At 58.3% G+C, this 25,367-nt stretch carries 22 protein-coding genes and 1 pseudogene; all 23 read left to right on the top strand.

Annotated features, from left to right (window positions below):
* Positions 1–59: 59 nt before the first annotated feature.
* The 23 genes and pseudogenes from alaS to metK all read left to right on the top strand — a co-directional run bounded on the left by alaS (position 60) and on the right by metK (position 25,327).
* Positions 60–2,720 (top strand): alanine--tRNA ligase, encoded by a 2,661-nt coding sequence (gene alaS / locus CRD13_RS00940; protein WP_187401173.1) that lies wholly within the window; start codon positions 60–62, stop codon positions 2,718–2,720.
* Positions 2,721–2,757: 37 nt separating this feature from the next.
* Complete coding sequence (ruvX, locus tag CRD13_RS00935) at positions 2,758–3,261, top strand: Holliday junction resolvase RuvX (RefSeq protein ID WP_049193736.1); 504 nt, start codon at positions 2,758–2,760, stop codon at positions 3,259–3,261.
* A gap of 259 nt (positions 3,262–3,520) precedes the next feature.
* Positions 3,521–4,747, top strand: a complete 1,227-nt coding sequence (mltG, locus tag CRD13_RS00930) for an endolytic transglycosylase MltG (RefSeq protein WP_070602568.1) — start codon at positions 3,521–3,523, stop codon at positions 4,745–4,747.
* Positions 4,748–4,761: 14 nt separating this feature from the next.
* On the top strand, positions 4,762–5,577 hold the full coding sequence (locus CRD13_RS00925) for a shikimate dehydrogenase (protein ID WP_187401172.1): 816 nt from the start codon (positions 4,762–4,764) through the stop codon (positions 5,575–5,577).
* 26 nt (positions 5,578–5,603) lie between these two features.
* Positions 5,604–6,215: a prepilin peptidase gene (locus CRD13_RS00920; protein ID WP_049190770.1), complete on the top strand. Its 612-nt coding sequence runs from the start codon at positions 5,604–5,606 to the stop codon at positions 6,213–6,215.
* Positions 6,216–6,309: 94 nt separating this feature from the next.
* Entirely contained in the window at positions 6,310–7,497 is a 1,188-nt protein-coding gene (aroC, locus tag CRD13_RS00915; protein ID WP_180802971.1) for a chorismate synthase, read from the top strand.
* Between the two features lie 40 nt (positions 7,498–7,537).
* Positions 7,538–8,059: a shikimate kinase gene (locus tag CRD13_RS00910; protein WP_048731844.1), complete on the top strand. Its 522-nt coding sequence runs from the start codon at positions 7,538–7,540 to the stop codon at positions 8,057–8,059.
* An 87-nt stretch (positions 8,060–8,146) separates the two neighbouring features.
* Positions 8,147–9,256: a 3-dehydroquinate synthase gene (gene aroB / locus CRD13_RS00905; RefSeq protein ID WP_069358704.1), complete on the top strand. Its 1,110-nt coding sequence runs from the start codon at positions 8,147–8,149 to the stop codon at positions 9,254–9,256.
* The gene (gene aroQ, locus CRD13_RS00900) at positions 9,253–9,729 is read left to right on the top strand and encodes a type II 3-dehydroquinate dehydratase (RefSeq protein WP_069358703.1); all 477 of its coding nucleotides are present in this window, start codon (positions 9,253–9,255) and stop codon (positions 9,727–9,729) included. Before aroB ends, aroQ begins: the two co-directional genes overlap by 4 nt.
* The gene (locus CRD13_RS00895) at positions 9,726–10,898 is read left to right on the top strand and encodes a Xaa-Pro peptidase family protein (protein ID WP_016422705.1); all 1,173 of its coding nucleotides are present in this window, start codon (positions 9,726–9,728) and stop codon (positions 10,896–10,898) included. Before aroQ ends, CRD13_RS00895 begins: the two co-directional genes overlap by 4 nt.
* An 87-nt stretch (positions 10,899–10,985) precedes the next feature.
* A complete protein-coding gene (efp, locus tag CRD13_RS00890) occupies positions 10,986–11,549 on the top strand; it encodes an elongation factor P (protein WP_016422706.1) in 564 nt (187 codons plus the stop codon).
* A 48-nt stretch (positions 11,550–11,597) separates the two neighbouring features.
* Positions 11,598–12,119: pseudogene (gene nusB, locus CRD13_RS00885) on the top strand (transcription antitermination factor NusB); the annotation flags it as partial.
* 434 nt (positions 12,120–12,553) lie between these two features.
* On the top strand, positions 12,554–13,123 hold the full coding sequence (gene pyrR / locus CRD13_RS00880; protein WP_016422708.1) for a bifunctional pyr operon transcriptional regulator/uracil phosphoribosyltransferase PyrR: 570 nt from the start codon (positions 12,554–12,556) through the stop codon (positions 13,121–13,123).
* The gene (locus CRD13_RS00875) at positions 13,120–14,073 is read left to right on the top strand and encodes an aspartate carbamoyltransferase catalytic subunit (protein WP_016422709.1); all 954 of its coding nucleotides are present in this window, start codon (positions 13,120–13,122) and stop codon (positions 14,071–14,073) included. Before pyrR ends, CRD13_RS00875 begins: the two co-directional genes overlap by 4 nt.
* Positions 14,074–15,435, top strand: a complete 1,362-nt coding sequence (locus CRD13_RS00870) for a dihydroorotase (protein ID WP_016422710.1) — start codon at positions 14,074–14,076, stop codon at positions 15,433–15,435.
* A gap of 38 nt (positions 15,436–15,473) precedes the next feature.
* Positions 15,474–16,706 (top strand): glutamine-hydrolyzing carbamoyl-phosphate synthase small subunit, encoded by a 1,233-nt coding sequence (gene carA, locus CRD13_RS00865; protein ID WP_255465687.1) that lies wholly within the window; start codon positions 15,474–15,476, stop codon positions 16,704–16,706.
* Between the two features lie 24 nt (positions 16,707–16,730).
* Complete coding sequence (carB, locus tag CRD13_RS00860; protein ID WP_049193726.1) at positions 16,731–20,090, top strand: carbamoyl-phosphate synthase large subunit; 3,360 nt, start codon at positions 16,731–16,733, stop codon at positions 20,088–20,090.
* 1 nt (position 20,091) lies between these two features.
* Positions 20,092–20,961, top strand: a complete 870-nt coding sequence (gene pyrF / locus CRD13_RS00855) for an orotidine-5'-phosphate decarboxylase (protein WP_070438379.1) — start codon at positions 20,092–20,094, stop codon at positions 20,959–20,961.
* A gap of 421 nt (positions 20,962–21,382) precedes the next feature.
* Complete coding sequence (gene mihF, locus CRD13_RS00850) at positions 21,383–21,709, top strand: integration host factor, actinobacterial type (protein ID WP_016422714.1); 327 nt, start codon at positions 21,383–21,385, stop codon at positions 21,707–21,709.
* A 5-nt stretch (positions 21,710–21,714) separates the two neighbouring features.
* Positions 21,715–22,287 carry a guanylate kinase gene (gene gmk, locus CRD13_RS00845; protein WP_070438382.1) on the top strand — a complete coding sequence of 191 codons (573 nt, stop codon included), beginning with the start codon at positions 21,715–21,717 and terminating at the stop codon, positions 22,285–22,287.
* Positions 22,288–22,404: 117 nt separating this feature from the next.
* On the top strand, positions 22,405–22,683 hold the full coding sequence (rpoZ, locus tag CRD13_RS00840) for a DNA-directed RNA polymerase subunit omega (protein ID WP_005510796.1): 279 nt from the start codon (positions 22,405–22,407) through the stop codon (positions 22,681–22,683).
* Positions 22,684–22,710: 27 nt separating this feature from the next.
* Entirely contained in the window at positions 22,711–23,991 is a 1,281-nt protein-coding gene (gene coaBC / locus CRD13_RS00835; protein WP_187401171.1) for a bifunctional phosphopantothenoylcysteine decarboxylase/phosphopantothenate--cysteine ligase CoaBC, read from the top strand.
* Positions 23,992–24,109: 118 nt separating this feature from the next.
* Positions 24,110–25,327, top strand: a complete 1,218-nt coding sequence (gene metK, locus CRD13_RS00830; RefSeq protein WP_016422717.1) for a methionine adenosyltransferase — start codon at positions 24,110–24,112, stop codon at positions 25,325–25,327.
* Positions 25,328–25,367 lie beyond the last annotated feature (40 nt).

The raw sequence follows: 25,367 nt of genomic DNA, 5'->3' as shown, positions 1-25,367 counted from the left end.
CTGCTAGTTTTGTATTAAACATCTCGGACGCTCGACGTGAAACGAGGAAGTAGAACACCGTGCAGACTCATGAAATTCGAAATCGCTTCATCCAGCATTTCGTAAAGGCGGGACACACCGAGGTCCCCAGTGCCTCCCTGGTTTTGGATGACCCGAACCTGCTGTTCGTTAATGCCGGCATGGTGCCGTTCAAGCCCTACTTCCTCGGCAATGAGACTCCGGACTTCTCCACCGCGACCTCAATTCAGAAGTGCGTGCGCACACTGGACATTGAAGAGGTGGGTATCACCACCCGCCACAACACCTTCTTCCAGATGGCGGGTAACTTCTCCTTCGGAAATTACTTCAAGGAAGGTGCCATCACTCATGCATGGAGCCTTCTGACTGGTGCTGTTGAGGACGGCGGCTTTGGCATCCCGGCTGAGAAGCTGTGGGTGACGGTTTTCCTCGATGACGATGAGGCCCATGACATCTGGCACGAGAAGGTTGGTGTGCCGGAAGAGCGCATTCAGCGCCGAGGCATGGCGGACAACTACTGGTCCATGGGTGTGCCTGGCCCGTGTGGCCCGTGTTCAGAGATTTTCTACGACCGCGGCCCGGAGTACGGTGCTGACGGTGGCCCAGAGGCGGACGAGGATCGCTACATCGAGATTTGGAACCTCGTCTTCATGGAAAACGAGCGTGGCGAAGGAACAGGCAAGGACTCTTTCGAGATTCTTGGCCCACTGCCGAAGAAGAACATCGATACCGGTATGGGCATCGAGCGCGTTGCTTTCCTGCTACAGGGTGTCGACAACGTCTACGAAACCGATCTGCTGCGTCCGGTTATCGACGAAGCTGAGCGGCTCACCGGTTCGAAGTACAGCTCCAACCACCAGGACAACATCCGTTTCCGCGTCATCGCCGACCACAGCCGCACCGGCTTGATGCTGATGCTCGACGGTGTCACCCCCTCGAACTCCGATCGTGGCTATATCCTGCGTCGCCTGCTGCGCCGCATCATCCGCTCTGCGCGTCTGCTCGGCGCTAACGGTCCAGTGCTGGAGAAGCTGATTGGTATTGCGGCCGAGACCATGACCCCGTCGTACCCAGAGATCGCGGAGAACTGGAACCGTATTCGCCGCGTCGCCGTCGCCGAGGAAAAGACCTTCACCAAGACTCTGTCCGCCGGTGAGGAGCTGTTCGAACGTGCTGCCACCAAGGCCAAGGCAGAGGGTAAAACCGTTCTATCCGGTCACGACGCCTTCACCCTGCATGACACCCACGGCTTCCCAATCGACCTGACCATCGAGATGGCCGAAGAGGCCGGCCTGACCATCGACCGCGAGGAATTCGATCGCGAGATGGCTGAGCAGCGTGCGCGCGCAAAGGCCGACAGCCAGGCAAAGAAGCAGTCTCACACCGACCTGCATGTCTACCGCGAGTTCATCGATGAACACCCGACGTCCTTCACTGGTTACGATCGGCTTGCCGACGAATCCACGATTCTTGGCATCATTGCCGATGGCCAGAAGCAGTCGTTTGCCGCAGAGGGCGATGAGATTGAGGTTATCCTCGATCGCACTCCGCTCTACGCCGAGGCCGGCGGTCAGCTGGCTGACCGTGGTCGTATCGTGACTGATTCCGGCGCTGTGGTCCACATCAACGATGTTCAAAAGGTGGGCAAGAAGCTGTGGCTGCACAAAGGCATTGTCACCGCTGGTGAATTCACTCCGGGTGTCTCCGCTGAAGCTTTGGTCGACGAGCAGTGGCGTCACGGTGCTCGTCAGGCGCACACTGCAACTCACTTGATTCACGGTGCTCTGCGTCAGGTACTGGGGGATACTGCAACTCAGGCTGGTTCCATGAATAAGCCGGGCTACCTCCGTTTCGACTTCAAGTACGGTGAGCAGCTCACACCGGAACAGCTCCGTGAGATTGAGCAGATCACCAATGAGGCTGTCGACAACGACTGGGCTGTCAATACTGCCGAGATGCCTTTGGAAGAGGCCAAGGCAGCTGGTGCCATGGCATTGTTCAACGAGAACTACGGCGACATCGTCCGCGTTGTCGAGGTCGGTGGCCCGTTCTCAATTGAGCTGTGTGGCGGTACCCACGTTTCGCATTCTTCGCAGATTGGTCCGGTAGCTGTGCTGGGCGAGTCCTCGGTCGGATCGGGCGTGCGCCGTATTGAGGCTTACTCGGGTATGGATTCCTTCCGCTACCTGTCCACCGAGCGTCTCCTGGCTGAACGACTGGCCACTGAATTCAAGGCTCCTTCTGCTGAGCTGCCAGACCGCATTGCAGCACTGGCTGAAAAGCTCAAGGCTGCAGAGAAGCAGCTCGCTGATTTCAAGGCCGGACAGCTGCTGGCCAATGCCGCGTCTCACCTGGAGTCCGCTCGCACCATCGGCGATGTCACCTACCTCGGCCTTAAGCTTCCCGACGGTACGGAGATGAAGGACATCCGTTCGCTGGCTAATGACTTGGCGAAGCGCCTTGCGGATCGCCCAAGCGTCATTGCGTTGATTTCCAACGCTGGCGGCAAGGTTCCGTTTGTGGCCTTGGTTTCGGATGAAGCCGTCAATCGCGGTATTAAGGCCGGCGATTTGGTGAAGCTGATGGGCGCTGAGGTCGGCGGCAAGGGCGGCGGTAAACCGGCAATGGCACAGGGCTCCGGCTCTGATGCTTCCGGAATCGACGCAGCATTGGCCGCGGTTGAGGCCGAACTGTCCAAGTAGCCAATTAACGGCTGTGCTATCGGAAGAGCAGTAAACAATGGCTAAGCCCCGTATTGATACCCCCGGTCAGGATGATCCTGGTCGGGGTCGACGGCTCGGAATCGACGTCGGCGATGTCCGCGTTGGCGTCGCGGTCTCTGACCCCGACTGTATCCTGGCGACCCCGGTTGAAACAGTCACTCGAGCAACGGGGCGAAAAGATCCTGACGGGCCGGATATTGACCGGCTCGTGGAACTTGCCACTGAACTTGAGGTCGTCGAGATTGTTGTCGGCATGCCCCTTATGCTCGACGGCTCGTTCGGGACTTCTGCGCGGAAAGCTACTGACGTTGGATTCCGGCTGCAGCGCCGACTCGGTGATCGAGTCGTAGTGCATTACGCCGACGAGCGGATGACGACGGTAATGGCCCAATCACGACTGCACGCAGCAGGTATTGATGTTAAGTCCGGTCGGAAGATTATTGACCAGGCTGCGGCAGTAGAAATTCTGCAGTCCTGGTTGGACAGACGGGCAAAAGCTTTGGACGAAAATACCGAGTAGGGGCACACAAAAGTTACCGAAAGGTGACAATTCACCCACCTTTGCGCAATTATTAAGTGTGTAATACCTAAGCACGTTTGTCGCGTGCATAGGATTTGAAAAGTTGAAGTGGCGATTCACACCTACAATGCAACCTAGTGCTACGACTTCGTCGTAAAGCTATGTCGCACCAGTCGTTATTAGTCGCGTGTCGTACCTGAATGGGAAGACTCCTTGCTGATACCGATGGGAGAGTGAGCTGCATTCGAGGAGATTATTGATGAGTAAAGACGCGCAGACTGCGCGCCGCACTGATAGCGGCGGTGCCGACCGGGACCGCGCTGGTGCTCGCAGCGGTGGGGCAAAGCCTCGAGTTCGTCACCGCCAAACGGCAGTGGCAATCAATGTAACTTCTGTCCTGTTATGCGTGTTGGTCCTCGGAGTGATTGGCCTCGTCTGGAATCGTGGCGGCATTGTTGACGATTACGATGGCAAAGCTGAGGGTCCATTGACGATTGTTGAGGTCAGTGAAGGCACGTCACTTACTGATTTGTCCAACCAGTTGGTGGAAAGCGGCGTCGTCAAGTCTTCCCGTGCGTTCATCCAGGCCGCGAATGAGAACTCTCATTCAAGTGAATTGCAGCCTGGTTTCTACCGACTCCATCAGCGGATGAAGGCCGACGAGACCGTCGAGGCTCTTCTGGATGTGGAAAATCAGGTCGGTACCGTTGACATTCCGACTGGCGCCCGTTTCGCCGATACCCGCATTGTGTCCTCATCAGATGTACGTAAGGGAATTTTCTCGCTTATTTCTGAGGCCACTTGTGTTGAGGACAATGACTGCGTGTCCAAGGCCGATCTCGAACGTGCTGCTGGCGAGGCCGATTTGGCCGCGCTGGGTGTTCCAGAATGGGCACGGGACGCGGTAGCTGCGCGTGGCAACGACCCTCGTCGTCTTGAGGGACTCATTACGCCGGGTATTCATCACCTTGACCCGCAGCAGACGCCCGAACAGATGCTGGCAAAATTGGTCAAGGAATCGGTGAAGAATTATGAGGACACGGGTCTCATGGCTTCAGCGGACATGGTTGGTCTTACTCCATACGAGCTGATTACCGCAGCTTCTTTGATCCAGATGGAGGCCCCAGATGGCGACTTCGATAAGGTCGCTCGCGTTATTCTCAACCGTCTCGACGAACCGATGCAGCTGCAGTTCGACTCGACAGTCAACTACGACCTGCCAGATCAGGAAATCGCAACCACGGATGAGGACCGCGCGCGAAAGACCGCGTGGAACACCTACGCCAAGGAGGGGCTGCCGGAAACCCCCATTGCTTCGCCCTCCATCGAGGCGATTCGTGCCATGGAAAATCCGGCAGACGGCACCTGGCTGTACTTTGTCACGGTGGACAAGGAAGGAAATACTGTCTTTAGCACGACCTTCGAAGAGCACGAGGCCGCTATCGACGAGTCACGCAACAATGGCGTGCTGGATTCCAACCGCTAAGAGGTAGAACTCCTATGCCTATAACTCATCGCGCAGCCGTGCTGGGAGATCCGATTGATCACTCGTACTCGCCGGCTATTCACAACGCCGGTTACCGCGCTGCGGGAATGAATGACTGGCACTATGACCGCATCCGATGCAACGCCGAAGAGCTTGCCGACGTCGTTGGTGGCGCAGACCCCAGTTTCCAGGGGTTTTCCGTCACGATGCCCGGCAAGTTTGCCGCGCTGGACTTCGCCGATGAAGTCAGTGAGTGCGCACGGCTCATAGGTTCAGCGAACACTCTGGTCCGTCGCGATTCGGACTGGTTTGCCGACAACACCGATGGCGACGGCGTACTGGGAGCACTGCGCGAGATAGACTGCACGAACGCACCACGTGGCCGCGCCGTTGTTGTTGGTGCCGGTGGCACAGCACGGCCGGCACTTTGGGCGCTGTCGCAGCTGGGGGTCAATCATGTGACCGTGGTAGCGCGCTCCGAGCGCGCATATGACATTGAACCATTAGCTGCCGCGCTGGGGATGGAATTTGTTTGGGTGACTTTTGATGTTCCAAACCTGGCAGATATTGCTGGTAATGCCGACGTGCTGGTCTCTACGGTGCCGTCAGCCGCAATTGAGTCGGTTGCTGGCTACCTCGCTCGAGCACCGAAGATTCTCGACGTCATTTACAATCCCTGGCCAACCCCACTTGTGAAAGCAGCGGAACGCGGAGGGACACAGGCGGTCGGTGGATTGTCCATGTTGCTACATCAAGCGGTGGGACAGTTTGAGCAGTTTACTGGACGCACTCCCGATGTCGAGGCGATGCGTGCAGCGCTGCCGAACTAGCTTACAACCGTTACAATCCCAAAGTTATGGGGTGGGGAATAACTGAGATAGGGCTGTCTCCGATTGGACAGCACAGGATTGACCCGGTCTACCTTGACCGGGTTTTCTATTTCCTAGTCGTGATGCTTGTACTCGGCTGGGGCGGTATTGGCTGCTGGTTGGATGTGACTCGGCGAAGACTACCGAACTGGTGGTTAGTGCTAGGGGCAGTGGGTCTGATAGCAACCACTGGAATGGTGCTCCAGCAAAAGAGCACCTTGGCTGACAATCTCGCCAGTGCAGTCGCAGCCATAGGAACAGGAATAGGCCTCTGGTTTGGCCTCTATGTAGCAGTCTTCATCTTCAACCCACGCTCTATGGGGGCTGGAGATGTGAAGCTCGCAGCAATTCTCGGGGGCGGTGTCGGTCTGGTATCGGGCGAGCCAGTGGCGACAGCAATTTGGATTGCAGTGGCAATTCTGTTGGCTGCCGGACTCACTCTCCTCATGGCAGGAGTCACCGCGGGAAAGCGGGGCTGGGGTGACCGTCGTAAAGCAAAAACAGCGCCTGTACCGGCGAGCGTGCCTCATGGGCCTGCGATGCTTGCAGCAACCGCCATTGTGTGGGGGATAAGCGGAGGGTACCTACAAGTCCCCTGAAGCGGTAGACCAGGGGCGATGAATTGGGGCATATTTGAAACTTGTATGCCCCCAAATGCACAAGAAGTACGGCAAACGTGACATTATGATACCTATGCTTCGTTGGACTACCGCGGGTGAATCTCACGGCAAAGCGCTTATCGCTCTCGTAGAAGGCGCGCCAGCCGGACTTCCCCTGACTACAGATGACGTATCACGCCACCTCGCACGCCGCCGCCTCGGCTATGGTCGCGGGGCGCGAATGAAGTTTGAGGCTGATGAGGTCACCCTGCTGACTGGCATTCGACATGGTGAGACGCTGGGATCGCCGATTGGCATTATGGTCGGCAACTCCGAATGGCCCAAGTGGACTGAGGTCATGAGCCCGGATCCAGTTGACCCAGTTGTTTTGGATACAGCTCGTGGCGCCACCTTAACCCGCCCGCGCCCGGGGCATGCCGATTTCAACGGCATGCTGAAGTACAACCACACCGATGCTCGAAACATCCTGGAGCGTTCATCGGCTCGCGAGACTGCAGCACGTGTGGCGGCATCGGTTGTGGCACGCTCAATTCTGCGTGAGACTCTCGGTGTGGAAGTTGTCAGCCACGTTATTTCCATCGGTCGTTCGGAGCCCTGCGAGGGGCCACTGCCGACCTTCGCTGATCAGGACAAGATTGACGAGTCGCCAGTGCGTGCATTCTCCGCAGCTGCGGAGGAGTCGATGATTGACGAAATCAAGGCCGCCAAGAAGCAGGGCGACACCCTCGGTGGCATCGTCGAGGTCGTTGTCCACGGTCTGCCGGTGGGTCTGGGATCGCACATTTCCGGTGATGCCCGTCTGGATTCGCAGCTTGCGGCTGCCTTGATGGGAATTCAGTCCGTCAAGGGCGTGGAGATCGGCGACGGTTTTGAGGAAGCCCGTCGCCGTGGCACCGAGGCTCACGATGAAATGGTGCGTACCGACGACGGCGTGGATCGGGAAACTAACCGCGCCGGTGGCCTGGAGGGTGGCATGACTAATGCTCAACCTCTCGTTGTGCGTGCTGCGATGAAACCAATTTCGACCGTTCCGCGTGCGCTGAAGACCGTCGATATGGCCAGCGGCGATGCAGCTACCGCAATCCACCAGCGCTCTGATGTCTGCGCGGTCCCGGCCGGCGGTGTTGTCGCAGAGGCAATGGTCGCGCTGGTACTGGCGCGTGCAGTGATGGAAAAGTTCGGCGGCGATAGCCTGGAGGAAACCAAGCGTAACGTTGAGGGCTACTTGGAGCAGACTCGACGTCGCCTTGATTGGAAATAGCGCCACAGTCGCGCACACGAAGAAGGGTAAAACGAGGGGAATGTCCGTTCCTACTATTGTCCTTGTCGGACCGCCCGGATCGGGAAAGTCCACCATCGGTCGTCGACTGTCTCGTGCATTGAGCACAAGACTCACCGATACCGATGAGATGATTGAACAGCGCATGGGCAAGACTTGTGGGGAAGTCTTTTCCGAGCTGGGAGAGCCGGAATTCCGCCGTATCGAGGAACAAATCGTGGCGGAGGCTCTGACCCACGACGGAATCGTCTCACTTGGCGGTGGTGCCGTGATTTCGCAGGCGACCCGTGACCTGCTGGCAGACCATAACGTCGTCTACCTCGAGATCAGCATTGCAGAGGGGGTCCGTCGTACAGCGGGTAACAATTCGCGCCCGGTGCTCCAGGCGGATGACCCTGAGGCTCATTACCGCGCGCTCTATGAGGCTCGCCGAGCTTTTTACGAAGATGCAGCCACTTTCAAGGTGCGTTCCGACGAACGTTCCCCGCAGCGCGTTGTGGCCGAGATCCTCAGCTACCTCGATGAAACCTGCGACGAGGCTTAACTGGCGACTCTTAAAAGGCGGCAGCTAATCACTGCCGTATAACCAGCAACTCCATACATTTCTTACGCTAACGACTAGGGACTGACAATGAACTCAACCCGCACAATCCGTGTTGAAGGCCCATCCCCGTACACGGTAGCCATGGGGCATGGACTCACCGAGCAGATAGCGGAGGCCGCTACGTTTGCCTCCCAGGTTGCGGTGATTCACCAGGAGAGCGTTCAAGAGCTGAGCTTCGGCGTCATCAAGGCTCTGGCGGACAAAGGAGTCGACGCCTTTAGCATCCAGGTTCCGGATGCGGAGGAGGGCAAGACGCTCGCAGTTGCTGAAACAGTTTGGGACACTTTTGGTGAACGCGGTCTGGGCCGGCGTGACGCGGTAATCGCGATTGGCGGCGGTGCAGCTACAGACTTCGGTGGATTCGTCGCCGCCGCGTGGATGCGTGGAGTGAAGGTTATCCAGGTCCCGACGACGCTGCTCGGCATGGTCGACGCAGCTGTCGGCGGTAAGACCGGTATCAACACTGCAGCCGGCAAGAACCTGGTCGGCGCTTTCCACGAGCCTGCCGCGGTGTTCTGTGACCTTGATGTCCTGCGCACCTTGCCGAAGGCCGAGCTGATCGCGGGCTCGGCAGAGATTATCAAGGCCGGATTTATCGCGGACACGAAGATTCTCGATCTTTACGAGGCAAACCCGCAGGCCTGCCTCGATGTTGACGGTGACCTGCCAGAACTGGTCGAGCGCGCGATTGCTGTCAAGGCACGCGTTGTCGCTGAGGATCTGAAGGAATCTGGCCTCCGTGAGATCCTGAACTATGGCCACACTTTCGGTCATGCCGTTGAGCACTTTGAAAACTACCGCTGGCGCCATGGCCATGCCGTAGCTGTAGGCATGGTTTATGTTGCCGAGCTGGCCAAGATCACCGGACATATTGATCAGGAACTCGTAGACCGCCACCGTCGCATCCTAGAGTCCATTGGTCTGCCAACGACCTACCAGACAGGTCGTTTTACCGAGCTCTACGATGCGATGACCAGGGATAAGAAGAACCGCGACGGTGCGATCCGATTCGTTATTCTAGAAAACCCCGGTGAAACAGCCCGTCTTGAAGGCCCGGGAATGGATGACCTCGAGCGTGCATACGAACTGCTCTGCAACAATGGGCACGCCGCATCGGAGGAGTCAGCCCGCTCATGACCTCTCTTCGCGCAGCAACTGATGCCACAGCGGCGATTCCGACCGTGCTTGTTCTGAACGGCCCGAACCTCGATCGTCTGGGCAAGCGTCAGCCAGAAATTTACGGTGCCACTACTTTGGCCGATGTCGAATCTGAACTTCGCACCCTAGCCAAGGAGCTTGGCGTCGTGGTGGATTGCCGCCAATCCAACTATGAAGGTCAACTCATCGAGTGGGTTCATGAAGCTGCCGACTACGGTTGGCCAGTCATTATCAATCCAGGGGGGTTGACACACACCTCCGTCGCCCTACGTGACGCGCTTGCCGAAATTGCCGACGGCGCGGGCTTCCACGAGGTCCATATTTCAAACATTCACGCCCGGGAGGATTTTCGGCACCACTCGTACCTGTCGGCGCTTGCCGCGGGCGTTATCGTCGGATGCGGAACTGATGGGTATTCCATGGCACTGAGAAGGGTGAGTACGAAACTATGACAGATATCTCCACGAACTACGCCGCCCGCCGAGCCGCTCTTATCGACGCATTGTCCGACAACGACTGCGACGGTTTCCTCACAGTCGATCCGACGCATGTTGGTTGGCTTACAGGTTTCCACGGCTCGAATGCTGGTTTGATTGTTGCGGCCAGTGGGGAAGCGCTGCTTTCCACCGACGGCCGCTATACGGTTCAGGCTGGCAAACAGGCACCGGACGTGGAGTTACTCACCGCCCGCAACACCGGCGTGGCACTCGTCGGTCAATGCCGAAAGCTGGATATCTCGCGTCTTGGTGTTGAATCTGAGTTCCTCACTATGGCCGCTTATCAAGAGCTAGAGGATGCCCGGCCACAGGCACTCGAGCTGGTATCGACTACGGGCGTCGTCTCTAAACTGCGGGAGGTCAAGTCCGATACGGAACTCGTCGCTCTGCGCCATGTCGCCGACATCGCGGTCTGCGCATTCGAGGACTTGCTTCACGACGGCATCGTGGTCGCCGGCCGCACGGAGCGCGAAGTCGCCGCAGAGTTGGAGTACCGCATGCGCATGCATGGCGCCGATCGGCCTAGCTTCGACACGATTGTCGCGAGCGGCCCGAATTCCGCCAAGCCACACCACGGGGCGGAAGATCGCGTAATCGAGGCAGGTGACCTGGTCACTATTGACTTTGGCGCCTTTGCCGGGGGCTACAACTCAGATATGACACGTACCCTCTTTGCCGGTGAGGCGGGAACGTCGTCAAGCGAAAACGATCCGAACAATACGTCGTCAGATTTGGACGGCGCGATTGTTGCCGGGGTGGAGTTCGCAGACGAGAAGGCCCGAGAGATTTACAATGTCGTGCTGGAAGCCCAGCTGGCTGGCGTAAAAGCGGCCGTGCCAGGGGCTGATGTTGTGGCTGTAGACGCAGCATGCCGGGACATTATTGAAAAGGCTGGTTATGGGGAGCACTTCGTTCATTCCACCGGCCACGGAATCGGTATTGAGGTGCATGAGGCTCCATTTGCTGCTCGCACCGGCAAGGGGAAGTTGGCAGCTGGCATGACGTTGACCATCGAGCCTGGTATTTATGTGCCGGGGTTCGGCGGTGTGCGCATCGAAGATACGTTGATTATCACCGACACCGAGCCGGAAATTATTACGCAGCTGCCGAAACCGCGGGCCTAACATCACGGCGTTTTATTTTTCTCTCGATGAGATACGGAGTATCGTGGTTTCGTCAGAGAGCTTTTTAACAATTTCAGGAGAGTTTAGTTGGCTACCACCGCAGATTTTAAAAACGGTCTAGTTATCAAGCACGACAATAAGCTTCAGCAGATCGTGGAGTTCCAGCACGTCAAGCCAGGTAAGGGTCCGGCATTCGTCCGCACCAAGCTGAAGGACGTTCTGACCGGCAAGGTTGTTGACAAGACTTTCAACGCTGGCGTCAAGATTGAGACTGCTACCGTCGACCGTCGCGACATGACGTACCTGTACCACGACGGTGAAGGATACGTCTTCATGGACGACAAGACCTACGACCAGATTTCCATCCTGGACGCTCAGATGCCGGAGGGTGCTAAGTTCCTGCTTCCGGAAACCACCTGCCAGGTGTCCTTCCATGAGGGCAACGTTCTTTTCGCTGAAATGCCTGTTTCGGTTGAACTGAAGGTTGAGCAGACCGACCCGGGTCTGCAGGGCGACCGCTCCACCGGTGGCACCAAGCCGGCAACTTTGGAGACTGGCGCTGAGATTCAGGTGCCGCTGTTCATCGAAACCGGCGACGTACTGAAGGTCGACACCCGTGACGGCTCCTACCTGTCCCGCGTCAACCACTAATTCCCTCATCTAGTTCACCCTTTTGTTGAGAGCGATACATACACATCCATGACTGAAAAGGATCACAAGTCCGTCGAGACCCCGGATGCGCAGGAGTCCGCGAAAGTTCGCGAACCTAACTACAAGCGCCACGGCGCGCGCTACCGTGCGCGCCGTCGTGCGGTAGATCTGCTATTTGAGGCCGAGCAGCGAGGCGTCGACGTCGTCAAGCTTCTTGAAGAGCGGCTGGAAATGGTCCGTAATCCCGATTTGGATGTGAACCCAATTGCGGAGTACACCGAGCAGATCGTGCGCGGTGTAGCTGCGGAAATTATCGGTATCGACTCGACGATTTCTTCGTACCTGACGGAGGAGTGGCCGCTGCGCCGTCTACCAGCAGTCGACCGTGCTATTTTGCGTCTTTCCACCTGGGAGCTGTTCTACAACTCCGACGTGCCTCCGCGTGTGGCCGTGGTGGAAGGCGTTGAGCTGGCATCGGAATACTCCACTGATGTGGCGGCACCGTACATCAACGCAGTTCTCGATGCCGAGGCCAAGATTGCCGACCAGGCACGCCTGGCAGCAGCAGCTGTTAGCACTTCGGTGGGCGAGTCCCAGTTCGACGAGGCTATTCAGGCACAGGCTGCTGCAAATGAGGAAGCTGACAAGGCACTGGCTGACTCCGATGAGATGGCTAAGATTACCGGCCTGGACATGAGCGATATTGCCAAGCTGGTGGCTGAAGACGTGGCTAAGAGCGAGAACGGGTCCTAGCCAATCAAAGCGGCCGGGCTCACTGCGAGCCGATCACAGTCGGTTCTCGCGGATTGTCTGAAACTCCAAGTCCCTTTTTTGGGGGCTTGGAGTTTTGTTGCATTTAGAGGCAATTTAAGTGTGAGTGCTATTCTGGTCAGCGGAAGTTTGCACCGCGACCGTAGTTGCGGGTCACGCAAACTGATAATCAAATATCCACAATCAAGACATCCTTTAACGGACCGCACTGAGAGGCGGGGAAGGAGGTCACGATGAGCGAAGGAACGCCGCAAACAACCGAGCTGCTCAATGCAGACGAAGTTGCACGTACCATCGCGCGCATCGCGCACCAAATTATTGAAAAAACTGCGCTGGATAGCCCAAATGCTGGGCGCGTAGTTCTCCTCGGCATTCCATCTGGTGGCGTACCGCTGGCGGAGAAGCTAGCCGATTTGATTGAACAGTTCTCCGGCATTCGCCCGGAAACTGGATCGCTTGATATCACCCTGTACAGGGATGACTTGCGCAAGGGCCCGCACCGCGCCCTGCAGCCCACGAACATTCCAAACTCCGGAATCGACGGCACCACCGTTGTTCTCGTAGACGATGTCCTCTTCTCAGGTCGCACAATTCGTGCCGCACTCGACGCTATTGCTGACATCGGTCGCCCGCGAGTAATTCAGCTTGCAGTGCTGGTTGATCGTGGTCATCGTCAACTACCAATTCGCGCCGATTACGTCGGTAAGAATCTGCCAACTTCCCGCGACGAAGACGTCGATGTGCTGGTAGAGGCACTTGACGGCCGTGACGCGGTTATTCTCACCCGGGCGGAGGAACAGTGAAACACCTGATTAGCATTGCGGATTTGACCAAGGATGAAATTGTCGGCCTGATGGATGAGGCCGATCGTTTCAAGGAGGTCATCCGCGGTCGGGAAATTAAGAAGCTGCCGACCCTGCGCGGCCGCACTATTTATAACCTCTTTTACGAGAACTCCACGCGTACCCGCTCTTCTTTTGAGACTGCGGGTAAGTGGATGAGCGCCGATGTTATTAATATCTCGGCTTCCTCTTCCTCTGTGAAGAAAGGCGAAAGTCTGAAAGACACCGCGCTGACTTTGGATGCTATCGGCGGCGATGCCATCGTCGTTAGGCACCCATCGTCGGGCGCGGCACAGCTGATCGCCAAGTGGACTGAGGAATTTGGCAACGGCCCATCGATCATCAACGCGGGTGACGGAAAGCACCAGCACCCGACGCAGGCTCTCCTGGACGCGGTGACGTTGCGTCAGCGCCTCGGTGGAATTGAGGGGCGCAAGGTCGTCATCGTTGGCGATATTTTGCACTCTCGCGTCGCTCGCTCTAACGCCGATCTGCTAAGCAAGCTCGGCGCCGAGGTCGTCTTCGTCGCGCCACCGACGCTGCTGCCGTTTGGCATCGAGACCTGGCCGGTGCGTGTTGCCTACCGCATGGAAGACGAGATTCGCGATGCTGATGCCGTGATGATGCTCCGCGTTCAGCAGGAGCGCATGAACGGAGGCTTCTTCCCATCCCATCGCGAATACGCCACTCGCTACGGGCTGTCGAAGGCTCGCGAGAAGATGCTTCGCGACGACTGCATTGTGATGCACCCAGGCCCGATGCTTCGTGGCATGGAAATTAACGATGCCGTCGCTGATTTGCCGCGCACTGCCGTGCTGCAGCAGGTAGCCAACGGTGTCCACGTCCGCATGGCAGTTCTTTTCACACTGCTGACCTCAGGTGTTTCCGCCAACTTGGAAGGGCAGGCATAAATGTCGAATCGCAATGAGTATGACGAAGCCTCGTACCCCGAGGTAGGACCATTGGCAGCACCCGCACGGGGACAGCTGCTGCTGAAGGGTGTGCGTCCCTACGGTGAAGGCGAAGACGTCGACGTCTTGATTGAAGATGGCGTTATCGCTGAGATTGGAGAAAATCTCACGGCCGAGGACGGGGTAGAGGTCCTGGAGTTCGACTCCCTCGTTCTCTTGCCAGGCCTGGTTGACATCCATGTGCACCTGCGGGAGCCGGGCCGTGAAGATACGGAAACCCTGGCCACTGGTTCCGCTGCCGCAGCACGCGGTGGTTTCACCGCAGTGTTCACTATGGCCAATACCGCGCCGGTAACCGATGACCCCTCGATTGCTGAGTCGGTGTGGCTCAAGGGCCAGGCGCTGAACCTCTGCGACGTTCACCCGGTCGGATCCATTACTAAGGGGCTGAAGGGCGAGACGCTGACTGAGTTCGGCATGATGGCAGACTCGCAGGCGAAGGTACGCATGTTCTCCGATGACGGTAAGTGCGTTGACAATCCGCTGATTATGCGCCGCGCGATTGAATACGCCCGCGGCGAAGACGTATTGCTGGCGCAGCACTGCGAAGATCCGCGTCTGACCGCAGATGCATCGGCTCACGAAGGTCCGACCGCCGCACGACTCGGCCTGACCGGGTGGCCGCGCGTAGCTGAGGAGTCCATCGTGGCCCGAGATGCCATTATGGCTCGCGACTACGGCGGACGCATGCACATCTGCCACGCTTCCACCGAAGGCACGGTTGAGCTGGTCAAGTGGGCAAAGGAGCATGATATTCCGCTGACCGCCGAGGTTACCCCGCATCACCTGATCCTCACCGATGAGAAGTTGGAGACCTACGACGGCGTCTACCGCGTCAATCCGCCGCTGCGTGAGCAGCGCGACACCCTGGCTCTGCGTCAGGCTCTGATTGACGGGATCATTGACTGTGTCGCTACCGACCACGCTCCGCACGGCTCTGAAGAAAAGTGCTGCGAGTTCGAGCACGCTAAGCCCGGCATGCTTGGTCTGGAGACCTCGATGCCAATCATCGCCGAAGAGTTCGTTTTGAAGGGCGATTGTGATTGGCGCTGGCTGGCCAAGGTCATGAGTGAGCGTCCCGCTCAAATCGTGAAGCTACCGGGGCACGGCCGTCCGATTGCTGTCGGTGAGCCTGCCAACCTGACCGTTGTTGACCCGGGCAAAAAGTGGACGGTCCGCGGCGAAGACCTGGCGTCGAAGTCTGAGAACACTCCATATGAGGAAATGGAGATGGCCGTGTCCGTGGCAGCTACCGTGCTGCGCGGTAAGGTGACCGCTCTTAACGGAGAGGTCGCTGGATAATATTCATGTCAACGCATAAAAATTCACATGCGTCCCGTATGATTAATGTAAATTCCTCGCACGCTACCCAACTGAAAGGCAATAACGTGAGCAACGAGTCGCAGGCCGCGGCCGCTACAGCGGCAGTCCTGGTATTGGCAGATGGCCGAGTGTTCCGCGGACGCGGTTTCGGCGCCACCGGTACAACCCTGGGTGAGGCAGTTTTTACCACCGCTATGACGGGCTACCAGGAAACCCTGACGGACCCGTCCTACCACCGCCAGCTGATTGTGGCTACCGCACCACAGATCGGCAACACCGGTTGGAACGATGAGGACTACGAGTCCCGCGGAAACAAGATTTGGGCAGCTGGCTTTATTATCCGCGATTTGTCGCGCATTCCCTCCAACTGGCGCTCGGAGCGCAGCTTGGAAGATGAACTGAAGGCACAGGGCATCATCGGTATCCGCCAGATTGATACCCGCGCGCTGGTTCGCCATTTGCGCGACAATGGCTCGATTGCCGCTGGTATTTTCTCCGGTGAGGACGCACAGCAGCCCGTCGATAAGCTGGTGGAAATCGTTCGCGCTCAGCCTGCGATGAAGGGCGCGGATCTGGCTCGCGAGGTCAGCACCGATGAGGCCTATGTCGTGGAACCGCAGGGGGAGAAGAAGGCACGTGTTGTGGCCTACGACCTGGGCATCAAGTCCAACACCCCGCGTGAGCTGGCTAAGCGTGGCCTGGAAGTCGTAGTTGTTCCGGCGAACACTCCGTACGAAGATATTAAGAAGGAATACCAGCCGGACGGTGTCTTCTTGTCCAACGGCCCGGGTGACCCGGCAACTGCTGATGAGATGGTTGCGGTCGCCAAGGCTGCCCTCGATGACGGCATGCCGCTATTCGGTATCTGCTTCGGTAACCAGATTCTTGGTCGCGCACTCGGCCTGAATACCTACAAGCTGGTCTTCGGTCACCGCGGCGTCAATGTTCCGGTGAAGGACCACCGCACTGGCCGTATTTTTATCACCGCTCAGAACCACGGTTTCGCACTTGAAGGCAAGGCCGGCGAGAGTTTCGATACCCCGTGGGGCGAGGCAGAGGTTACGCACACCTGCCTTAACGACGACGTCGTGGAAGGTGTCGCACTGAAGAACGGCATGGCCTTTTCTGTGCAGTACCACCCGGAGTCCGCAGCCGGCCCGCACGATGCGCACTCTCTCTTTGATGACTTCCTGGCGCTGATCCAGAAGGTCGATTTCAACAAGTCCGCAACCGGAAACTCGAACAAGTAGGAAAGGGCTAAGGGACCTAACACCATGCCACGTCGTACAGACATCAACCACGTACTGGTTATCGGCTCCGGCCCGATTGTTATCGGTCAGGCCTGCGAGTTCGACTACTCCGGCACCCAGGCTTGCCGCGTGCTGCGCGAAGAGGGCCTGAGAGTCACGCTGGTCAACTCCAACCCGGCAACGATTATGACTGACCCGGAGTTCGCAGACTCCACCTATATCGAGCCGATTGAAACCAAGTACATCGAAAAGATTCTGGCCAAGGAAGCTGCAGAGGGCAACCCGATTGACGCTGTCCTGGCAACTCTCGGTGGCCAGACTGCACTGAACGCAGCTATTCAGCTGGACCGCGAGGGCATTCTGGAGAAGTACAATGTCGAGCTGATTGGTGCTGATATTCCGGCCATTCAGCGCGGTGAGGATCGCCAGATGTTCAAGGACATCGTCGCCAAGATTGGTGGCGAATCCGCTCGTTCCCGCGTCTGCCACAACATGGAAGAAGTCCATGAGACTGTTGCAGAGCTCGGTCTTCCGGTCGTTGTTCGCCCTTCGTTCACCATGGGCGGTCTGGGTTCCGGTCTGGCCTTCAACCAGGAAGACCTCGACCGTATTGCAGGTGGCGGCCTGGCCGCATCGCCCGAGGCCAATGTTCTGATCGAGGAGTCCATCCTCGGCTGGAAGGAATTTGAGCTCGAGCTCATGCGCGATGGCGACGACAACGTCGTCGTGGTCTGCTCCATTGAAAACGTTGATGCCCTCGGTGTCCACACTGGTGACTCGGTGACTGTCGCCCCGTCGATGACTCTGACCGACCGCGAGTTCCAGACCATGCGTGACCAAGGCATCGCAATTCTGCGTGAGGTCGGCGTTGACACCGGTGGCTGTAACATCCAGTTCGCCATCAACCCGAATGACGGCCGCATCATCACCATTGAGATGAACCCGCGTGTCTCCCGCTCGTCGGCGCTTGCTTCCAAGGCAACTGGTTTCCCGATTGCAAAGATTGCTGCCAAGCTGGCTATCGGCTACACCCTCGATGAGATCACCAACGACATCACCGGTGAAACCCCGGCAGCGTTTGAGCCGGTGCAGGACTACGTGATTGTCAAGGCTCCACGCTTTGCTTTCGAGAAGTTCCCAGGTGCTGACGATACGCTGACCACCACCATGAAGTCCGTCGGTGAGGCCATGGCTATCGGCCGTAACTACATCGGCGCGCTCGGTAAGGTCATGCGTTCGCTGGAGAACAAGCCAGCTGGTTTCTGGACTGTTCCGGATGAGGACTTCGCAGGTGAGCGCGCAAACGATGTCAACGCTGTCCTTGAGGATCTGAAGCGTCCGACTGAAGGTCGCATCTACGACGTTGAGCTGGCTCAGCGTCTGGGTGCTTCCATCGAGCAGATCCACGAAGCTTCCGGCCTGGATCCGTGGTTTATCGCCGAGATGGAAAACCTGCAGGATATCCGCAAGGAGCTTATCGACGCTCCGGTGCTGACCTCCGACCTGCTGCGTGAGGCTAAGTACTGGGGACTGTCCGACGCCCAGATTGCTGCGCTGCGTCCGGAATTGGCCGGGGAAGACGGCGTGCGCGAGCTGCGCTGGCGCCTGAACATCCACCCCGTATTCAAGACTGTCGATACCTGCTCCGCCGAGTTCGAAGCACAGACTCCGTACCACTACTCGGCATACGAGCTGGACCCGGCTGCTGAGTCCGAGGTCGCCCCGCAGACCGAGAAGGAAAAGGTCATCATCCTCGGTTCCGGTCCTAACCGCATCGGCCAGGGTATTGAGTTCGACTACTCCTGTGTCCACGCGGCGCTCGAGCTCTCCCGGGTTGGGTACGAGACCGTCATGGTCAACTGCAACCCGGAAACGGTTTCCACCGACTACGACACCGCAGATCGCCTCTACTTCGAGCCATTGACCTTCGAGGATGTCCTCGAGGTCTACCACGCTGAGAGCCAGTCCGGAAAGGTCGCAGGCGTCATTGTTCAGCTCGGTGGCCAGACTCCGCTGGGCCTGGCGGAGCGTCTGCAGGCCGCAGGCGTTCCGATTGTCGGCACTAGCCCAGAGGCAATCGACCTGGCTGAGGACCGCGGTGAGTTCGGCAAGGTGCTGGCTGAGGCGAAGCTGCCGGCGCCGGAGTTCGGTACCGCCACCTCCTTCGCAGAAGCTCGCCAGGTTGCCGCTGGTATCGGTTACCCGGTGCTGGTCCGTCCGTCCTACGTCCTCGGCGGCCGTGGCATGGAAATCGTCTACGATGAGGCCACTCTGGAGGACTACATCAACCGCGCTACCGAGCTGTCCAATGAGCACCCGGTACTGGTTGACCGCTTCCTGGACAGCGCCATCGAGATTGATGTTGATGCACTGTGTGATGGGGAAGAGGTCTACCTCGGCGGCGTTATGGAGCACATTGAGGAAGCCGGTATTCACTCCGGCGACTCCGCGTGTGCGCTGCCTCCGATGACTCTGTCTGCAGGCATCATCGACAAGGTGCGTGAATCCACCAAGGCACTGGCACACGGCATCGGTGTCAAGGGCCTGATGAACGTTCAGTACGCACTCAAGGACGAGACGCTCTACGTCATCGAGGCCAACCCGCGTGCATCTCGTACCGTACCGTTTGTCTCCAAGGCAACCTCAGTTCCGCTGGCTAAGGCCGCGTCCCGCGTCATGATGGGCGCTACTATCGCGGAACTGCGCGAAGAGGGCATGATTCCGTCCAACTTCGACGGTGGCTCTCTGCCTGCTGACGCTCCGATTGCGGTTAAGGAAGCCGTCCTGCCGTTCAACCGCTTCCGCGACTTCGAGGGCCGCGCTCTCGACAGCCTGCTGAGCCCGGAGATGAAGTCCACCGGTGAAGTCATGGGCTTGGCAGACAACTTTGGTGCCGCTTTCGCCAAGGGCGAGCTGGCCGGTTTCGGTGAGCTGCCGACCGAGGGCACGATCTTCGTCTCGCTGGCCAACCGCGATAAGCGCACTCTGGTCTTCCCGATCCTCACGCTGGCGGATATGGGCTTCCGCATCCTGGCAACGGAGGGTACGGCCGGTATGCTGCGCCGCAACGGTGTTGAGTGTGAGGTCGTCGCAAAGCGTACGACTGATTCCGATGCGCCGACGGACGAGCGCGACATCGTCGACATGATTCGCGACGGTGAGGTTGACATCATTATCAACACCCCGTCCGGTTCTGCTGGCGCACGCTCTGACGGATATGAGATTCGCGCTGCTGCTGTGAGCCAGGGCGTAACTTGTGTGACCACCGCTCAGGGGGCCGTCGCCGCACTGCAGGGCATTCTGGCACTGCGCAACGGTGAGATGAGCGTTAAGGCTCTGCAGGAACTCCACCCGGCAGAGTTGGCTGCTCAGGAGCAGGCCTAACATGACCGCGAAGGCTGAAGGTTCCGCAGTGCGGACAGTCAAAGGTTTCGGCGATCGCCTCAGCGAGGTTGTCGCCGAGCGCGGTCGGCTCTGCGTGGGCATCGACCCGCACCCGGGGCTGCTGGATGCCTGGCAGTTGCCGCATTCGGCTGACGGTCTAGAGCGTTTTGCCGCCACATGCGTCGAGGCGTTCGGTGACATCGTTGCCGTCGTCAAGCCCCAGGTGGCGTTCTTCGAAGCCTACGGTTCCAAGGGCTTTGCCGTCCTGGAGCGGACGTTGGCGGATCTGAAGGACGCCGGTGCGCTGTCGATTGCAGATGCCAAGCGGGGCGATATCGGTTCGACGATGGCTGCATACGCTGATGCCTGGCTGTCGGATAGCTCGCCGCTAGCCGCCGACGCACTGACGGTATCTCCGTACCTTGGGTTCGGTGCTCTTGATCCGGCGTTTTCGTTGGCGTTGGAGAACGGACGCGGCCTGTTCGTGCTGGCCGCAACGTCCAATCCGGAAGGTGCGTCCGTACAGAAGGCGACGGTTTCGGGTGAGAGTCTGGCTCAGACCATGGTCAACCAGGCAGCCGCTATTAATGCCCGCCAGATTGACGCTGGTGCAAAGGCGGGCAGCATCGGCGTTGTTGTTGGCGCAACGCTTGACGACGCCCCGGTGCTCAGTGACCTGCGTGGTCCCATTCTCATGCCCGGTGTGGGAGCTCAGGGTGGAACCCCGGCCGATGTAGATCGTCTGGCAGGGGAATCCAAGGGGCTTGCACTGCCAAATATTTCGCGTGCAATTCTCTCCGCTGGGCCTGATCCTGCTGCGCTGCGGCGCGCAACTATTGAAGCTGCGGCTCCGTTCCTATCCGAGAGTTAGCAGCGAATCGACAATTTGGCAGAGGCCCGCAGGGCGCACCTCATAGAACAGGTGCCCCTGCGGGCTTCTTCCGTACCTAGCTGCCGAGATTTTCCTAATGAGCCTCAGGTGGCGGCGGAGTAGGTATAGGCAAGTTACTGTGACGATTCCTGGGAGATTTCGTACAAAAACCGTGGTCAATTTCCATTCTCCTGGGCAAACGGTGCTACAATCGCCGGAGTTGGTTGACCACGACCGAAAGGTGGGGCGGATAAAGCCCTGGTGTCATTTTTATCGACACCCCGTCAGCATTTGCCTCAACAACCGGTAAGTGCGGTACGGTCTCCAATCGTTAAGCACGGTGTCGTTGCCTGCCCTTGGTGGACGCGAGGCTCGTGCAAGTAAATAAGAAACTAACCAATCTATTTTTACGGAGGAACACGTGGCCCTTCCGCAGTTGACCCCGGAGCAGCGTGCAGCAGCACTCGAGAAGGCAGCTCAGGCCCGCAAGGTACGCGCAGAGCTCAAGGACAAGCTGAAGCGTGGCGCTATCGACCTGCCAGAGGTTCTCAAGCAGGCTGACGAGAACGAGATCATCGGCAAGATGAAGGTCTCCGCTCTGCTCGAGGCTCTGCCGAAGGTCGGCAAGGTCAAGGCACAGGACATCATGAATGACCTGGAGATTGCTCAGACCCGCCGCCTGCGTGGCCTGGGTGACCGTCAGCGTCGCGCTCTGCTGGAGCGCTTCGGCTACGCAGTGGAGGACTAGTCGCAGTGGCCGGGAATGAAAACGGTCAGCTGGTAGTCCTTGCCGGCCCTGCCGGTGTGGGAAAATCCACTGTTGTCAGTCGGCTCCGTGCCGAGGTTCCCGGACTGTACTTCAGCGTTTCCATGACCACCCGCGCCGCACGGCCGGGTGAGGTCGATGGCCGCGACTATTTCTTCGTGACCCCGGAGAAGTTCCAACAGCATATTGATGCAGGAGAGATGCTCGAGTGGGCTGAAATCCACGGTGGTCTGCAGCGTTCTGGAACGCCGCGTGGCCCGGTGGATAAAGCTCTCGCCGAGGGACGTCCGGTACTCGTTGAGGTGGATCTGGCGGGAGCCCGCTCCATCCGTAAGGTAGCGCCGAATGCTCACCTGCTGTTCTTGGCTCCGCCAAGCTGGGAGATTCTCGTCAGCAGGCTCACTGGTCGTGGCACGGAAACCGAGGCGCAAGTCAAGCGTCGCCTGGAAACCGCGCGAGTGGAAATGGATGCTCAGCACGAATTCGATGAGGTTGTTGTCAACGACAATGTCGATGATGCTGTGGCGGCCATCGCTCAGGCGCTGACTACTGGCAAGTAACAGGGCGACTCCACATCATCGATAGTAGAAATCGTTTCCAAGCAATGGTGTTTCTATTGCTCCGACGGTTTCTATTGTCACCCCAGTAACTCACGTTCTATTGAGGAAAGATTTCTCGTGACCCAGGAAAATACCGCCACCGAGGCAGTGTTCGACCCGCCAATTGGTATTACCAATCCGCCGATCGATGAGCTGCTTGGTAAGGCTTCTTCGAAGTACGCTCTGGCTATCTTCGCTGCCAAGCGTGCACGCCAGATTAATGACTACTACCAGCAGATTGACGAAGGCATGCTGGAGTACGTTGGCCCGCTGGTTACTCCGGGGGTCGCTGAGAAGCCTCTGTCCATCGCTCTTCGTGAAATCAACGCTGGTCTGCTGGACCACACTGAGGGCTAGAGCATTTCCTTAAGGGGAGATATCTGTATGCATGCCGCCGGTAATGCTGACGTATCCGAATGTTTAAAGGTTGTCGTCGGGGTTGCCGGCGGCATCGCTGCATATAAGGCCGCACACGTTGTTCGTGGCTTCAAGGAACTCGGTCACGATGTTCGCGTCGTTCCCACCGAGTCCGCATTGAATTTTGTAGGTGCGGCTACTTTCGAGGCGCTGTCGGGGAACCCGGTGTCGACTACGGTTTTTGACGCAGTCGATGAAGTTCAGCATGTCCGCGTGGGGCAGGAGGCCGACCTCGTCGTCGTGGTTCCCGCGACTGCCGACTTTATGGCGCGTGCCGCACACGGGCGTGCCGACGACCTTCTCACCGCAACTTTGCTTGTGGCGACCTGCCCGGTGGTTCTGGCTCCTGCCATGCACACCGAGATGTGGAACCATCCAGCTACGCGGGATAATGTCGCGATTCTTCGTCGCCATGGCACTATTGTCCTCGATCCGGCCCATGGCCGTTTGACTGGTAAGGACACTGGTCCAGGTCGTCTGCCGGAGCCAGAGCAGATAGTTTCGCTGGCATTGGCTGCAGTCGAGAATCCGCGCCACTTCCGCCGCGACTTCGAGGGCGTGCGCTTCATGATTACTGCCGGTGGCACCCGTGAGGCTATCGACCCGGTACGTTTTATCGGCAACCACTCCTCAGGGCGTCAGGGCTTCGCGCTAGCTGAGATGGCAGCACAGCGTGGCGCTCTGGTCACTGTGGTGGCAGGACATACAGATCAGTTGCCGACACCGCTGGGCGCGAATGTGGTAAAGGTTGATTCCACTTTGGAGATGGCCGAGGCCGCCCACGAACACTCCAAGTTGGCCGATGTCTGCATTTTTGCCGCTGCCGTCGCCGACTTCCGTCCGGCATCGACCGCTGGGGCCAAGATGAAGAAGGGCGTCGCAGACGACGCTTTGAGCAACATCCAGCTCGTAGAAAACCCTGACATTCTGGCTACCACTGTGGAGCGTCGTAAAGCGGGCGAGATTCCGGCAACCACGACGATGGTGGGCTTTGCGGCTGAGACCGGCGACGAGACGACGACGCCACTCGAGCTTGCGAAGCAGAAAATTGTGCGCAAGGGCTGCGATTTGCTCATGTGTAACGACGTCTCAGGTGGGCAAACTTTCGGTGCGACGGACAATGTCGGATGGTTGTTGTCTCTCGATGGCGAGCAGTGGGACGTGCCGCGGGGCTCAAAATTCTCGGTGGCCGGTTCGATTTTGGATGCAGTTTCCGAGCTGCGACAGGAACCTCAGCCAGCGGAGTAGCGGAGGCCTACTACGGCGACTGAACCGCTTGGTCTATAATTATCGAATCAAACGAAAACCCACGCCGCAGCGACACCGCAGGCGTGGGGAAATGATCTAGAAGAAAGTTGTACTGCTCGTGGCCTCTAATCTTCGGCTGTTTTCCAGTGAATCTGTTACCGAGGGGCACCCAGATAAGATTTGCGACTCGATTTCGGACTCCATCCTTGACGCTATGCTCGCGCAGGATTCTGCATCGATGGTCGCCGTTGAGACTGTGGTGACTACCGGTTTAGTCCATGTTGTTGGCGAAGTTCGCACGAAGAGCTACGTTGACATCCCCGGTATTGTCCGGAGTCGACTGAAGGAGATCGGTTTCGATTCTTCTGAAAAGGGCTTTGACGGCAAGACCTGCGGCGTCTCCGTTTCGATCGGTGAGCAGTCCTCAGATATTCACGACGGTGTGCACACTTCTCTGGAAGCACGCAGCTCTGATGGCGAAGTCGAAGCAGAAGATCTCAAGGGCGCTGGCGACCAGGGGCTGATGTTCGGCTACGCTACCAACGAAACTCCGGAGTACATGCCGCTACCGATTGCGCTGGCACACCGCCTGGCTCGCCGCTTGACGCAGGTACGCAAGGAAGGCATCGTCCCATCGCTTCGACCGGATGGTAAGACTCAGGTCACCTTCGCTTACGACGAAGACAATAACCCGGTGTACTTGGACACTGTTGTGGTGTCCACGCAGCACGACCCGGATGTGACCCAGGAGTGGATTACCGAGCAGATTAAGACTCACGTAGTCGATTGGGTGCTCGACGACGCTAACTTGCGCGAGCGCTTTGTTACCGATGAATTGAAGCTGCTGGTCAACCCGTCTGGCCAATTTATTATCGGTGGGCCGATGGGCGATGCCGGCCTGACCGGCCGCAAGATTATCGTCGACACCTACGGCGGTATGGCTCGCCACGGTGGCGGCGCATTCTCGGGTAAGGACCCGTCAAAGGTGGACCGCTCCGGCGCTTATGCCACCCGTTGGGTTGCGAAGAATGCCGTGGCTGCGGGTCTGGCTGACCGCCTGGAGATTCAGGTCGCCTACGCTATCGGCCGCGCTCGCCCGGTAGGCCTTTACGTCGACTCTTTCGGCACCGGTCACGTTTCAGACGACGCCATCCGCGAGGCTATCAACAAGGTCTTCGACCTTCGTCCGGCCGCTATTATTCGTGACCTGGACTTGCTGCGCCCGATTTATGCGCAGACCTCCACCTACGGTCACTTCGGCCGAACTGACTTGGACCTGCCGTGGGAGCAACTCAACCGTGTTGAAGAGCTCCGCGCAGCCGCTGGCCTGGGATAAACACCACCCGCCAGCATGACCCTGGGGTGGGGAAGTAGAG

The sequence above is a fragment of the Corynebacterium sp. LK26 genome (assembly GCF_014335085.1).
GTDB classification, from domain to species: domain Bacteria; phylum Actinomycetota; class Actinomycetes; order Mycobacteriales; family Mycobacteriaceae; genus Corynebacterium; species Corynebacterium jeikeium_D.
This window is presented reverse-complemented; position numbering and strand designations above follow the sequence as displayed.